This is a genomic window from Streptomyces sp. NPDC001002 (assembly GCF_053599215.1).
In genome coordinates, this window is the sequence record NZ_JBSFLV010000035.1 from 35,375 (window position 1) to 49,324 (window position 13,950).

Below are 13,950 nucleotides of genomic sequence, written 5' to 3' on the forward strand. Positions count from 1 at the left end.
CGGTTCCCGCTGCCCCTTACCCTTGAAGGGCTATGACTGACATCCCGCAGCGCCCCCTCCGTGTACTGGCCGCCATGTCCGGCGGCGTGGACTCCGCCGTCGCCGCCGCGCGCGCCGCCGAAGCCGGCCACGACGTGACCGGCGTCCACCTCGCGCTCTCCGCGAACCCGCAATCGTTCCGCACGGGCGCGCGGGGCTGTTGCACCATCGAGGACTCGCGCGACGCCCGCCGTGCCGCCGACGTCATCGGCATCCCGTTCTACGTCTGGGACCTCGCCGACCGCTTCCGCGAGGACGTCGTCGAGGACTTCGTCGCCGAGTACGAGGCGGGGCGCACCCCGAACCCCTGCCTGCGCTGCAACGAGAAGATCAAGTTCGCCGCCCTCCTAGACAAGGCGCTCGCCCTCGGCTTCGACGCCGTCTGCACCGGCCACTACGCCAAGGTGCTCGTCCACGCGGACGGCACGCGCGAACTGCACCGCGCCTCCGACATGGCCAAGGACCAGTCCTACGTCCTCGGGGTGCTGGACGACCGGCAGTTGGCGCACGCGCTCTTCCCGCTCGGCGACACCCTCACGACCAAGGACGAGATCCGCGCCGAGGCCGAGCGCCGCGGCCTCGCGGTCGCCAAGAAGCCCGACTCGCACGACATCTGCTTCATCGCCGACGGCGACACCCAGGGCTTCCTCGCGAACCGTCTGGGCAAGGCCGAGGGCGACATCGTCGACGAGTCCGGCGCGGTCGTCGGCTCGCACGAGGGCGCGTTCGGCTTCACCATCGGCCAGCGCAAGGGCCTGCGCATCGGCACCCCGGCCCCCGACGGCAAGCCGCGCTACGTCCTGGACATCTCGCCGGTGGACAACACGGTGACGGTCGGCCCCGCCGCCGCCCTCGACGTCAGCGCCCTCACCGCGATCAGGCCCCGCTGGTGCGGCACGGCACCGGCGGGACCCGGCACCTACACGGCCCAGCTCCGCGCCCACGGCGGCGAGACCGAGGTACGCGCCGAACTCGTCGACGGCACCCTGGAGGTCACCTTCACGGAGCCGGTCCGCGGGGTCGCCCCCGGCCAGGCGATCGTGCTGTACGACGGCACGCGCGTGGTGGGCTCGGCGACCATCGCGACGACCGTCCGGACGGCGGAGACCGCGGGCGTCAGCCGATGACCTCGACGTCGTAGAAGCAGAGGTGGTCCTTGATCTCGGCGACGTCGGACTTGGGGTCGGGGTAGGCCCACACCAGGTCCGGCGCGTCCGGCAGGGACCAGTAGGACGCGGTGCCCTTGAAGGGGCACACGGTGTGCGACTCGGAGGGCGTGAGGAGATCGAGCCGGACGTCCTCGGCGGGGATGTAGTAGCGCACCGGGGAGCCGGTCTCGTGCAGGACGAGGGGCCGGTCGCTCTCGGCCAGAATCAGATCGCCGTGCACCACGCGCACGCGCTGGTCGGTCTTCTCGATGGTGATCGTGTGTCCAGTAGCCATACAGGGATGACAGCGGCGGGCGCCGGGTTGTTCCCGCCTACCCTTGCCTCATGCGAATCTGCGTCTTCCTCTCCGCCGCCGACCTCGACGACCGCTACACACGCCCCGCGCGCGAGTTCGCGGAACTGCTGGGCAAGGGCGGTCACACGCTGGTGTGGGGCGGTTCGGACACCGGTCTGATGAAGGTGGTCGCCGACGGCGTGAAGGAGGCCGGCGGCCGGCTCGTCGGCGTCTCCGTCGACTTCCTGGCGGCGATGGTGCACCCGGGCGCCGACGAGATGGTGATCGCCAAGGATCTCGCCGAGCGCAAGAGGCTGCTCCTGGAGAAGGCCGACGCCGTGGTGATCATGGTCGGCGGCACCGGAACGCTCGACGAGGCCACCGAGATCCTGGAGCTGAAGAAGCACGGCCACACCGACAAGCCGGTCGTGCTGCTCAACACCGCGGGCTTCTACGACGGCCTCAAGGAACAGTTCCGCCGCATGGAGGACGAGGGCTTCCTGCCGGTGCCCCTGACCGACCTGGTGTTCTTCGCCGAGGAGCCGGTGGGCGCGCTCGCCTACCTGGAGGAGTCGGCCGGCACACGGTGATGCGAGCATGGCGGGCATGGCTACCCATGTGATCACCGGAGCGGGCTCCGGCATCGGCGCGGCCGTCGCCCGCCGCCTCCACGCGCGCGGGGACGACCTCGTGCTGCACGCGCGCGACGCCGGCCGGGCGAAGGAACTGGCCGCGGAGTTCCCCGGCGCACGGACGCTCGTCGGCGATCTGGCCGACCCCGACAAGCTGTCCTGGGCCTTCTCGCACCAGACACTGCCGGACCGCGTGGACTCGCTGCTGCACATCGCCGGCGTGGTCGACCTGGGCCCGGTCGGCGACCTCACCCCCAAGTCCTGGCGCCACCAGCTCAACGTCAACCTCATCGCGCCCGCCGAACTGACCCGCCACTTCCTGCCCCAACTCCGCGCCGCCCGCGGCCAGGTGGTCTTCATCAACTCCGGCGCGGGGCTGCGGGCGAGCGCCGACTGGTCCGCGTACGCCGCCTCCAAGCACGGACTGAAGGCCCTCGCGGACTCCCTGCGGCACGAGGAGCACGGCAACGGCGTCCGGGTCACCTCCGTCTACCCCGGCCGCACGGCTAGCCCGATGCAGGCCAAGGTGCACCAGCAGGAGGGCAAGGAGTACGACGCCGCGCAGTGGATCGACCCGGAGTCGGTCGCGACGACCATCCTGACGGCCCTCGACCTGCCCAGGGACGCGGAGATCAACGACCTGACGGTACGGCCGGGGAACTGACCTGACGGTGCGGCCGGGTACTGACCCCGACGGGAGGGCCCGGCTGCGGACCCCGACCCGTGCCGACCGATTCCGCGGGCCCGCCCGGAGTCCGTAGTCTTCGCAGGTGAGTCAAAACAGCCAGTTCATGTTCGGTGCGGCCACCGGCGTCGGTTCGATGCCGGGCGAGGACGCGCGCGAGGCCGCCAAGACCGTCACCGGGTCCCTGGACGACTTCCCGTTCCTCGCCGAGCTGCCCGCCCGCGGCCCCGGCGCCGACATGATCGGGCGGACCGCGGGCCTGCTCGTCGAGTTGTACGCACGCGTGGAGCCCAGCGGCTGGCGGCTCGGTGACCGGCCCGGCCGGGACACCAAGCGCGCCCAGTCCTGGCTCGGCGAAGACCTCGACGCCCTGGAGGAGTTCACGCAGGGGTACGAGGGTCCGCTGAAGGTGCAGGGCGTCGGCCCGTGGACGCTGGCCGCCGCGCTGGAGCTGCGCAACGGCGAGGCCGTGCTCTCCGATCCCGGCGCCTGCCGCGACCTCGCCGCCTCGCTCGCCGAGGGCCTGCGGGCCCACCTGGAGGAGGTCGGGCGCCGCATCCCCGGCGCCCAAGTGACCCTCCAGCTCGACGAGCCCTCGATCACCGCCGTCCTGCGCGGCCAGGTGCGGTCCGCCAGCGGCTACCGCACCCACCGGGCCGTGGACCGCCAGCTCGTCGAGGCCACCCTCCGCGATGTCGTCGGCGTGCACGCCGACGGACCCGTCGTCATCCACTCCTGCGCCCCCGACGTCCCGTTCGCCCTGCTGCGCCGGGCGGGCGCGGCGGCCGTCTCCTTCGACCTCTCGCTCCTCACCGAGCGTGACGACGACGTGATCGGCGAGGCGGTGGAAGCGGGCGCCCGGCTCTTCGCCGGTGTCGTGCCGGGCACGGACGCACGATTGTCAGACCCGGCCGGTAGCGTCATGGGTGTCAGGACGTTGTGGCGCAGGCTGGGGCTGTCGCCGGGGCTTCTCGCGGAGGCCGTCACGGTGACCCCGGCGTGCGGACTCGCGGGCGCTTCCCCGGAGTACGCGCGCAAGGCGCTCGCCCACTGCGTCCAGGCGGCGAGATCCCTCGCGGACAACCCTGAGTAACGGGAGGACAACACGGTGGCCGGCGACAAGCAAGCGGAGACGACGGTGCCCGCACAGGCACGGGAGAAGCACGCGCAACTCGCTGAGCAGATCGAGGAGCACCGCTTCCGGTACTACGTGAACGACGCCCCGGTCGTCAGCGACGCGGAGTTCGACAGACTCCTGCGCTCCCTGGAGGCGTTGGAGGAGGAGTACCCGGAGCTGCGCACGCCGGACTCGCCGACGCAGAAGGTCGCGGGGGCCTACGAGACCGAGTTCACGTCGGTCGTGCACCGCTCCCGGATGCTCTCCCTCGACAACGCCTTCAGCGAGGAGGAGTTGGCCGCCTGGGCCGAGCGCGTCGCCAAGGACGTCGGCACGACCGACTACCACCTGCTGTGCGAGCTGAAGGTCGACGGCCTCGCCGTCAACCTCACCTACGAGCACGGCCGCCTCACCCGCGCGGCGACCCGCGGCGACGGACGCACGGGCGAGGACATCACGCCCAACGTCCGCACGATCGCCGAGATCCCGGACCGGCTGCACGGTGACCGGGTCCCGGACGTGGTGGAGATCCGCGGCGAGGTCTACTTCCCGATGGAGAAGTTCGAGGAGCTCAACGCCCGCCTGGTCGAGGCAGGCGACAAGCCCTTCGCCAACCCCCGTAACGCGGCGGCGGGTTCACTGCGCCAGAAGGACCCTCGGGTCACCGCCACCCGCCCCCTGCACATGGTCGTCCACGGCATCGGCGTCCTGGAGGGCTTCGAAGGGCTCACCCGCCTCTCCCAGGCCTACGACCTGCTGAAGACCTGGGGCCTGCCCACCTCCCCGCACAACAAGGTGGTCGAAGGCCTCGACGGCGTACGGGAGTTCATCGCGTACTACGGCGAGAACCGGCACTCCGTCGAGCACGAGATCGACGGCGTGGTCGTCAAGCTCGACGAGATCCCGCTCCAGGGCCGCCTCGGCTCGACCTCGCGCGCGCCGCGCTGGGCGATCGCGTACAAGTACGCGCCCGAGGAGGTCAACACCAAGCTCATCAACATCCGTGTCGGCGTGGGCCGTACGGGCCGGGTCACGCCCTACGCCCAGGTCGAGCCGGTGACGGTGGCCGGCTCGGAGGTCGAGTTCGCCACCCTGCACAACCAGGACGTGGTCAAGGCCAAGGGCGTCCTCATCGGCGACACGGTGGTGCTGCGCAAGGCCGGTGAGGTCATCCCGGAGATCCTCGGCCCGGTCGTCGACCTGCGCGACGGCAGCGAGCGGGAGTTCGTGATGCCGGCGGAGTGCCCCGAGTGCGGCACGGCGCTGCGGCCGATGAAGGAGGGCGACATCGACCTCCGGTGCCCGAACGCCCGTGCCTGCCCGGCTCAGTTGAGAGAGCGGGTCTTCTACCTCGCCGGCCGCAAGGCGCTCGACATCGACCACTTCGGGTACGTCGCCGCGGCCGCCCTCACCAACCCGCTGGAGCCGGCGGACCCGCCGCTGACCGACGAGGGCGACCTGTTCGACCTCACCGTCGAGCAGTTGCTGCCCATCAAGGCGTACGTCCTCGACCAGGACAGCGGGCTGCCCAAGCGCGACCCCAAGACCGGCGAGGAGAAGATCGCCACGGTCTTCGCCAACCAGCAGGGCGAGCTGAAGAAGAACGCGGCCGCCATGCTGGAGACCATCGCCGCGGCCAAGGAGCGTCCGCTCGCCCGCGTCCTGACCGGTCTGTCGATCCGGCACGTGGGACCGGTCGCCGCGGAGGCGCTGGCGCGCAACTTCCGCTCCATCGACCGCATCGAGCAGGCCACCGAGAAGGAGCTGTCGGACACCGACGGCGTCGGCCCGATCATCGCCGCCTCCCTCAAGGAGTGGTTCGCCGAGGACTGGCACCAGGAGATCCTCCGCAAGTGGAAGGCCGCGGGCGTCCGCATGGAGGAGGAGGGCTCCGACGAGGACGAGGGGCCGCGTCCGCTGGAAGGACTGACCGTCGTGGTCACCGGCACCCTCGATCACTTCACCCGCGACGGGGCCAAGGAGGCACTCCAGGAGCGCGGAGCGAAAGTGACCGGTTCTGTTTCGAAGAAGACGGCTTTCGTGGTTGTGGGTGACAATCCTGGTTCGAAGTACGACAAGGCGATGCAGCTCAAGGTGCCCGTTCTGAACGAGGACGGCTTCACCGTCCTGCTGGAACAGGGACCCGAAGCGGCGGCCGAAGTCGCGCTTCCCACAGAGGAGTAGCGGTTGAAGGCCACCCGATCGGCGCATACCAGATGCATACGGGTGGCCGGGTCGCATTCGGGCAACCGTGGTCGACCGCTGCCCGTGGAAGCCTTCTGCGGCCTACTGTTGAGATGTGCGCCTGCCGTGCCCAGCTGCGGTCGGGGCAACCCCGTGCTCCTGGTGAGCAAGGGGAAGGGTTTTCCGACGCGGATCCGCTGATGGATGTCGGACAGCGGACCGCGTGGCGTGGGCACCGCCGGCTGTGAGAGGGACGGGAATGGAACCGACCGAGAGCGCCGCCCCGGACTCACGGCTGCGCCGACGCCTGACCAGCGGCGTCTGGCGGGGGAGCCGCCTGGGCGGACGGTCCTCGGCGCGTCCCGGCGTGGAAGGGCGGGCCGGCGGACAGTTCACCGTGCCCGACGGACGCGGCCCCGGCCAATCCTCCGCGCTGCAGGACGCCGAAGCAGAACGCCAACTGTCCTGGCCCGCGCTGCCCGCGGCGGTCGTCGCCTCCGCCGCCTTCGTTCTCGGCGCCGGTTTCTACCGGGCCTTCACCGACGACCACGCGCTGTTCCCGTCCGGCACGGTCGGCTGGGCCCTGGCGGTCCTGACCGGCATCATCGTCGGCCACCTGGTCATGCTCGGCCGCGCCCGCTGGTGGGGCGGCACCGGCTCGGGCGCCGCCCTCACCCTCGCCGTCCTGCTGCTGTACGGCTGGGTGCCGGCCGGCATGGTCAGCCTCACCGTCGTCGTGCTGGTCGGCATAGCCCGGCGCAACCGCTGGCGCCAGGGCGTGCTGCACGGCGCGGTCGACATCCTCGGCATCGGCGCCGGCGCGCTCGTGCTGGGCGCCTTCGGCCGGGTGCCGTCGGTCGAGCGGCCCTGGAACCCCGAGAGCTGGACGGTCTACACCGCCCCCCAAGTGGTCCTGGTCGCCGCCGCCTACCTCCTCGTCACCCGCGCCCTGCTCTGGTACCTGCACGCCCCGCACCACGGCGGACTGCCCACCGTCGCCCGCACCGCCCTGGTCAGACACGGCCTGGTCGCGGTCGCCCTGCTCGGCATCGCCCCGCTGATCTGCGTGGTCGCCGCCGCCCAGCCGGTGCTGCTGCCGCTGTTCGCCATCCCGCTGATCGCCCTCGACTCCACCCTGTGGATAGCCCGCGCCCGGGCCGAGGAGCAGCTGCGCGACCCACTGACCGGACTGCCCAACCGCCAGTGGCTCCTGGAGCGCATCTGGACCGCGCTGGACGACGCCGAGCGCATCGGCGCCCGCGCCGCCCTGATGCTCATCGACCTGGACCGCTTCCGGTCCGTGAACGACACCCTGGGCCATCTCGCCGGTGACCGGCTGCTGTTGCAGATAGCGGACCGGCTGCGGGTGGCGCTGCCCCGCGGCGCCGAGGCCGCCCGGCTCGGCGGCGACGAGTTCGCCGTCCTCCTGCCGGTCGCCGACTCCACGACCTCCGCGACCCGCGTCGCCCGCAACCTCGTCGCCGCCCTCTCCTCCCCGCTAGACCTCGACGGACTCACCCTCGTCCTGGAGGCCAGCGCGGGCGTCGCCGTCTTCCCCGACCACGCGCTGGACGCCGAAGGGCTGCTGCGGCGGGCGGACGTGGCGATGTACCAGGCGAAGCGGGACCGTACGGGCGTCGAGGTCTACGAGTCCAAGCGGGACTCCAACACCCCGGACCGGCTCGGGCTGCTCGGCGATCTGCGCCGCGCCCTGGACGCGCACGAGGTGCAGCTGCACTACCAGCCCAAGGTCCGCTTCGACGGTCAGGTGGCCGGCCTGGAGGCCCTCGTCCGCTGGGTGCATCCCGAGCGCGGGAAGGTGCCGCCGGACGAGTTCATAGCCATCGCCGAGTCCTCGGGGCTCATGCCCCACCTCACGGAGTACGTCCTGGACACGGCGCTCGCGCAGGTGGCCAAGTGGCGGGCGCAGGGCCTGTTCGTGCCGGTCGCCGTCAACGTCTCGCCGCGCGACGTCCACACGCCCGGGTTCGCGGGCTCGGTCGCCGCACGCCTCGCCCGGCACGGGGTCCCGGCGGGCTCGCTCCAGCTGGAGATAACCGAACACGTCCTGCTCGAAGACCCGCAGCGGGCCGCCGACACCCTCGCCGGACTGACCGGGCACGGCGTCAAGATGTCCCTGGACGACTTCGGCACCGGCTACTCCTCGCTGGTGCATCTGCGCCGGCTCCCGGTCAGCGAACTGAAGATCGACCGTTCCTTCGTGGCCCGCCTGGCCTACGACACCGAGGACGCGGAGATCGTGCGCTGCACGGTCGACCTCGCCCACTCCCTCGGCCTGCTGGTCGTCGCCGAGGGCGTCGAGGACGACGAGACCTGGGAACGCCTGCGCGACCTGGGCTGCGACGCCGTACAGGGCTGGCTGGTAGCGGCGGCGATGCCGTCGGAGGAGACCACGGCGTGGCTGCTGGCGCGGGGTTCGAGGGGCTGGCAACGCCCGCGCGCGGCACTGCCGGCGGCGGCATCGGACGAGTGACGGCGTATGAGGGCGGCTCTTCCGGCAGCTGAGTGAGGGACCTGTGCGGCGATGCCCTCAGGGGCGCGGGGAACTGCGCGACCAGCCACAACGCACCCGCAGACGCCATACAACCCATCCAGGCACCCCCTGACGCGTCCACCAACCCCGGCACCTGGGAAACCGTTTAACGGCCAGAGGCACTCGCCCCATAGGATTGGCGGCAAAGCAAACCGTACTCACCCCAGAGGAACGCCGCATGCCTGGCATCACGCGCGAGGAGGTCGCCCACCTCGCCCGGCTGGCGCGTCTGGAGCTGAAGCCCGAAGAGCTCGACCACTTCGCGGGACAGCTGGACGACATCATCGGCGCGGTCGCCCGCGTCAGCGAGGTCGCCGACCAAGACGTACCGCCGACCTCCCACCCGCTGCCGCTGACGAACGTCATGCGCGCGGACGAGGTCCGTCCCTCGCTCACCCCCGAGCAGGCGCTGTCCGGCGCCCCGGCCCAGGAGCAGCAGCGTTTCAAGGTGCCGCAGATCCTGGGGGAGGACTAATCACCATGACGGACCACAGCAGCATCATCCGGCTGACCGCCGCCGAGACCGCCGCGAACATCGCGTCCGGCGTGCTCACCGCCGTCGAGGTCACCGAGGCCCACCTCGCCCGCATCGAGGAGGTCGACGCGAAGGTGCACGCCTTCCTGCACGTCGACCGCGAGGGCGCCCTCGCGCAGGCCCGTGCCGTCGACGAGAAGCGGGCCAGGGGCGAGCAGCTCGGCCCGCTGGCCGGCGTACCGCTCGCGCTCAAGGACATCTTCACCACCGAGGGCATCCCGACGACCGTCGGCTCCAAGATCCTCGAAGGCTGGATCCCGCCGTACGACGCGACCGTCACCAAGCGGCTGAAGGCCGCCGACGTCGTCATCCTCGGCAAGACCAACATGGACGAGTTCGCCATGGGGTCGAGTACCGAGAACAGCGCGTACGGGCCTACCGGCAACCCCTGGGACCTGACCAAGATCCCCGGCGGCTCCGGCGGTGGCTCGTCCGCCGCGCTCGCTTCCTTCCAGGCGCCCCTCGCCATCGGCACCGACACCGGCGGCTCGATCCGCCAGCCGGCCGCCGTCACCGGCACGGTCGGCGTGAAGCCGACGTACGGCGCGGTCTCCCGCTTCGGCATGGTGGCGTTCTCGTCCTCCCTCGACCAGGGCGGGCCCTGCGCCCGTACGGTCCTGGACGCGGCGCTGCTGCACGAGGTCATCGCCGGACACGACCCGCTCGACTCGACGTCGATCGACGCCCCGGTCCCGCCGGTCGTCGAGGCCGCCCGCAACGGCAGCGTCGAGGGCATGCGCGTCGGCGTCGTCAAGCAGTTCCGCGGCGAGGGCTACCAGGCCGGTGTCATCCAGCGTTTCGACGAGTCCGTCGAACTGCTGAAGGGACTGGGCGCCGAGATCGTCGAGCTGGACTGCCCGTCCTTCGACCTCGCCCTGTCGGCGTACTACCTCATCGCGCCCTCCGAGTGCTCCTCCAACCTCGCCCGCTTCGACGGCCTGCGCTACGGCCTCCGTACCGGCGACGACGGCACCCACTCGGCCGAGGAGGTCACCTCCCTCACCCGTGAGGCGGGCTTCGGACCCGAGGTGAAGCGGCGCATCATGCTCGGCACGTACGCGCTGTCGAGCGGCTACTACGACGCCTACTACGGCTCGGCCCAGAAGGTCCGCACGCTCATCACGCGGGACTTCGAGAAGGCCTTCGAGCAGGTGGACGTCATCGTTTCGCCGACGACTCCGACCACCGCCTTCGCGATCGGCGAGCGTGCCGACGACCCGATGGCGATGTACCTGGCCGACCTCTGCACCATCCCGACCAACCTCGCGGGCAACGCGGCGATGTCGCTGCCCTGCGGTCTCGCCCCGGAGGACAACCTCCCGGTCGGGCTGCAGATCATCGCCCCGGCACTGAAGGACGACCGGCTTTACAAGGTCGGCGCCGCCGTCGAGGCCGCCTTCGTGGAAAAGTGGGGTCACCCGCTGATCGAGGAGGCACCGTCGCTGTGAGCAACGCACTGTCGAAGGCCAAGGGCTTCAAGAAGTCCAAGTCCGGTACGTACGTGTCCATCGCCACCACCGCGTTCGGCGCGCTCGGTGTCGCCAAGCAGATCAAGAAGGCCCGCGCCGAGCAGGACACCCTGCGGCTGATCGACGCCACCGTCTCCGCGGTCGCCATCGTCACCGGCCTCGCCATCCTGTACCGCGAGCTGAAGCGGCTGGGCGACGACGACGTCCTGCTGGGCTGAGAGGGAAGTTTCACCGTGACCACCACGACCGACGAGCTGGTGTCGTACGAGGACGCCCTGGCGACGTACGACCCCGTCATGGGCCTTGAGGTCCATGTCGAACTCGGCACCAAGACCAAGATGTTCTGCGGGTGTTCGACCGAGCTGGGCGCCGAGCCCAACTCGCAGACCTGCCCCACCTGCCTCGGCCTGCCCGGCGCGCTCCCGGTCGTCAACGCGATCGGCATCGAGTCGGCGATCAAGATCGGTCTCGCGCTGAACTGCGAGATCGCCGAGTGGTGCCGCTTCGCCCGGAAGAACTACTTCTATCCGGACATGCCGAAGAACTTCCAGACCTCCCAGTACGACGAGCCGATCGCCTTCAACGGCTACCTCGACGTACAGCTGGAGGACGGCGAGACCTTCCGCGTGGAGATCGAGCGCGCCCACATGGAGGAGGACACCGGCAAGTCGCTGCACGTCGGCGGCGCGACGGGCCGTATCCACGGCGCCTCGCACTCGCTGCTCGACTACAACCGCGCCGGCATCCCCCTCATCGAGATCGTCACCAAGCCGATCGAGGGTGCGGGCGAGCGCGCTCCCGAGGTCGCGAGGGCGTACGTCGCCGAGCTGCGCGAGCTCATCAAGGCGCTCGGTGTCTCCGAGGCGCGCATGGAGCAGGGGCAGATGCGCTGCGACGTGAACCTGTCGCTGCGTCCGCACGGCCGCGAGAAGTTCGGCACGCGGAGCGAGACGAAGAACGTCAACTCGCTGCGTTCCGTGGAGCGTGCGGCCCGCTTCGAGATCCAGCGGCACGCGGCCGTCCTGAACAGCGGCGGCACGATCATCCAGGAGACCCGGCACTTCCACGAGGACACGGGGTCCACGACCTCGGGCCGCGTGAAGGAGGAGGCCGAGGACTACCGGTACTTCCCCGAGCCGGACCTGGTGCCGGTGGCCCCCTCCCGCGAGTGGGTCGAGGAGATCCGCGCCGGGCTGCCCGAACTGCCGCTGGCCCGCCGCAACCGGCTGCTCGCGGAGTGGGGCATCTCGGCCTTCGACATGCAGTCGATCATCAACGCCGGTGCGCTGGACCCGATCGTTGCCACGATCGACGCGGGCGCCGACGCGGCCTCCGCGCGCAAGTGGTGGATGGGTGAACTGGCGCGCAGCGCCAACGAGTCGGGCACGTCGATCGACGAGCTGGCCATCACGCCGGAGCAGGTCGCCCGGGTCACCGCGCTGGTGAACTCCGGTGACCTGAACGACAAGTTGGCCCGCCAGGTCATCGAGGGCGTCCTCGCGGGCGAGGGCACCCCGGACGAGGTCGTCGACAAGCGCGGCCTGAAGGTCGTCTCGGACGACGGCGCGCTCACCACCGCCGTCCAGGAGGCCATCGCCGGCAACCCGGGCATCGCCGACAAGATCCGCAGCGGCAAGGTGGCCGCGGCCGGCGCCCTGGTCGGCGCGGTCATGAAGGCGACCCGAGGCCAGGCCGACGCGGCCCGTGTGAAGGAACTGATCCTGGAGCAGTTGGGCGTCAGCGAAGGCTGAGAAACGCTGTTCGTACGGCCCCGGAGGCACTGTCCTCCGGGGCCGTCGCCGTCAGCGCCTGTCCGGTGGATCAGCCCGGCGTCGCTGGGTCTGGCGCGCTCCCCGGGCGATCCGCATCGCGTCGCCCGCCGAGGCGGCGGCCGATGTCGACGCCTCCTCCGCCTTGCGGCAGCACGCACCAGACCTCGCTCGGCCCGGCCAAGACGCACCGCACCTCGCAGCCGGGCTGATCCGCCCTAGTCGCGGCGCCCCACGACCCGGGCGAACCCGAGCAGTTGACCCCGGTCGGCCTTGACGAGTTCCACCGACTCGCGGGCCATCTCGGCCATGTGCGGGTAAGGGCTCTCCTCGGCGCAGACCTCGCTCCAGCGGAGCCAGTCGCGCCAGCCGTCGTCCAGCCAGTCGGCCGCCTCCACCTCCACGGCCCCGCTGCGGGTCCAGTGGCGCCGCCACCAGGCCGGGGTGTGGAACGACCAGAAGCCCGGGTCCCAGTGCGCCTTGAGGTGCTCCGGCGGCTCGGCCCCCTCGATCTCCTCGCGCAGCGACGGCACGACGATCCCGATCCGTCCGCCGGGCTTCAACAGCCGGGCCAGGGTGGGCAGATAGAGGTCGTTCGTCCCGAAGTACTGGTACGCGTCCACGGAGACGATCGCGTCGAAGCTGCCCTCGCTGAACGGCAGGTCGTGCGCCTCGGCGCGGATCGGCAGCACCCGGTCCGCGAAGCCCGCCTCGGCGATCCGGCGGGCGTTGTCGTCCGGGTCCACCCACAGATCGGCGGCGGTGACCTGGACGTCGTATTCACGAGCGAGGAAGACCGAAGTCATCGCCCGGCCGCAGCCCAGGTCGAGGACGCGTGCGCAGGGGCGCAGCGCGTCCAGGCCGAGCGCTGGGGCCAGCCACTCCAGCAGCCACAGGGCGTGGGGGCCCATCTGGTTCTCGACCGTCCAGCGGGCGTCGTAGTGGTTGCTGCGCGGATAGTCCGGGTGGGCCACCCGGTCGGAGAGGGGGGTGTTCGAGGTCCTGAAAGCGGTTTCGGACATCGCTGAACGGGCTCCTTGGGATCTTCGTAGTGAAAGGCGTGCTCAGGAGCTCGATCGGACCTTCAAACAACGCACCCGCTTCAGTCGTCGGCGTGGGGCCGGGGACGTCTGACCAGCGGAAGCTAGCAGGTGCCGGGGTCGGCGCGCAGCCGCTTTCTCAGGAGGACGCGCTACGCTCGCCCGCCATGAACGCACGCGCCGATTCCGAGATACCTGACGTCGACGACGTCGTGGATCCGGCCGGGGACGCGCGCCGGGCCCGCTGGACGGCGACCGGGACCGGGGTGCTGCTCGCCCTGGCCGGGCTCGCCGCCGCGATCCTCCGCGTCACCGGATCCGCGCCGTCGGTCGTGCCGGCCGCCTACGCCTTCGGGGCCGCGGTCTGTGCGCTCGCCTCGGTCCTGGGTGCCCGGGGCCGCACCAGACGGGCGCTGTGGCTGCTGGTCGTCGGCGCGATGGTGATGGCGCTGGGGGACCAGTTCGACTGAGGTGACAGAGTCG

At 71.1% G+C, this 13,950-nt stretch carries 13 protein-coding genes; 11 read left to right on the forward strand and 2 right to left on the reverse strand.

Annotated elements, in window-relative coordinates; genetic code table 11:
- The first annotated feature begins 32 nt into the window (after positions 1-32).
- Positions 33-1,166, forward strand: a complete 1,134-nt coding sequence (gene mnmA / locus ACWDR3_RS18060; RefSeq protein ID WP_450353468.1) for a tRNA 2-thiouridine(34) synthase MnmA — start codon at positions 33-35, stop codon at positions 1,164-1,166.
- Here mnmA and ACWDR3_RS18065 read toward each other — a convergent pair.
- A complete protein-coding gene (locus ACWDR3_RS18065; RefSeq protein ID WP_450353469.1) occupies positions 1,156-1,482 on the reverse strand; it encodes a DUF427 domain-containing protein in 327 nt (108 codons plus the stop codon). The two genes, mnmA and ACWDR3_RS18065, sit on opposite strands and share 11 nt — an antisense overlap.
- A gap of 50 nt (positions 1,483-1,532) precedes the next feature.
- Here ACWDR3_RS18065 and ACWDR3_RS18070 point away from each other — a divergent pair, with 50 nt between their 5' ends.
- The 9 genes from ACWDR3_RS18070 to gatB all read left to right on the forward strand — a co-directional run bounded on the left by ACWDR3_RS18070 (position 1,533) and on the right by gatB (position 12,409).
- The gene (locus ACWDR3_RS18070; RefSeq protein ID WP_450353470.1) at positions 1,533-2,072 is read left to right on the forward strand and encodes an LOG family protein; all 540 of its coding nucleotides are present in this window, start codon (positions 1,533-1,535) and stop codon (positions 2,070-2,072) included.
- 7 nt (positions 2,073-2,079) lie between these two features.
- Positions 2,080-2,778 (forward strand): SDR family oxidoreductase, encoded by a 699-nt coding sequence (locus tag ACWDR3_RS18075; protein WP_450353471.1) that lies wholly within the window; start codon positions 2,080-2,082, stop codon positions 2,776-2,778.
- A 106-nt stretch (positions 2,779-2,884) separates the two neighbouring features.
- Complete coding sequence (locus tag ACWDR3_RS18080; protein WP_450353472.1) at positions 2,885-3,892, forward strand: methionine synthase; 1,008 nt, start codon at positions 2,885-2,887, stop codon at positions 3,890-3,892.
- Between the two features lie 15 nt (positions 3,893-3,907).
- Positions 3,908-6,100, forward strand: a complete 2,193-nt coding sequence (gene ligA / locus ACWDR3_RS18085; protein ID WP_450353473.1) for an NAD-dependent DNA ligase LigA — start codon at positions 3,908-3,910, stop codon at positions 6,098-6,100.
- 259 nt (positions 6,101-6,359) lie between these two features.
- The gene (locus ACWDR3_RS18090) at positions 6,360-8,594 is read left to right on the forward strand and encodes a putative bifunctional diguanylate cyclase/phosphodiesterase (RefSeq protein WP_450353474.1); all 2,235 of its coding nucleotides are present in this window, start codon (positions 6,360-6,362) and stop codon (positions 8,592-8,594) included.
- A 238-nt stretch (positions 8,595-8,832) separates the two neighbouring features.
- A complete protein-coding gene (gatC, locus tag ACWDR3_RS18095) occupies positions 8,833-9,129 on the forward strand; it encodes an Asp-tRNA(Asn)/Glu-tRNA(Gln) amidotransferase subunit GatC (protein ID WP_018531282.1) in 297 nt (98 codons plus the stop codon).
- A 5-nt stretch (positions 9,130-9,134) separates the two neighbouring features.
- Positions 9,135-10,637 (forward strand): Asp-tRNA(Asn)/Glu-tRNA(Gln) amidotransferase subunit GatA, encoded by a 1,503-nt coding sequence (gatA, locus tag ACWDR3_RS18100; protein WP_450353475.1) that lies wholly within the window; start codon positions 9,135-9,137, stop codon positions 10,635-10,637.
- The gene (locus ACWDR3_RS18105) at positions 10,634-10,876 is read left to right on the forward strand and encodes a hypothetical protein (protein WP_030617115.1); all 243 of its coding nucleotides are present in this window, start codon (positions 10,634-10,636) and stop codon (positions 10,874-10,876) included. Before gatA ends, ACWDR3_RS18105 begins: the two co-directional genes overlap by 4 nt.
- Before the next feature lie 15 nt (positions 10,877-10,891).
- Positions 10,892-12,409 carry an Asp-tRNA(Asn)/Glu-tRNA(Gln) amidotransferase subunit GatB gene (gene gatB, locus ACWDR3_RS18110; RefSeq protein WP_450353476.1) on the forward strand — a complete coding sequence of 506 codons (1,518 nt, stop codon included), beginning with the start codon at positions 10,892-10,894 and terminating at the stop codon, positions 12,407-12,409.
- A 236-nt stretch (positions 12,410-12,645) separates the two neighbouring features.
- Here gatB and ACWDR3_RS18115 read toward each other — a convergent pair whose 3' ends face one another.
- A complete protein-coding gene (locus ACWDR3_RS18115; protein WP_450353478.1) occupies positions 12,646-13,449 on the reverse strand; it encodes an SAM-dependent methyltransferase in 804 nt (267 codons plus the stop codon).
- Between the two features lie 185 nt (positions 13,450-13,634).
- Here ACWDR3_RS18115 and ACWDR3_RS18120 point away from each other — a divergent pair, with 185 nt between their 5' ends.
- A complete protein-coding gene (locus ACWDR3_RS18120; RefSeq protein WP_450353479.1) occupies positions 13,635-13,937 on the forward strand; it encodes a hypothetical protein in 303 nt (100 codons plus the stop codon).
- Positions 13,938-13,950: the final 13 nt, after the last annotated feature.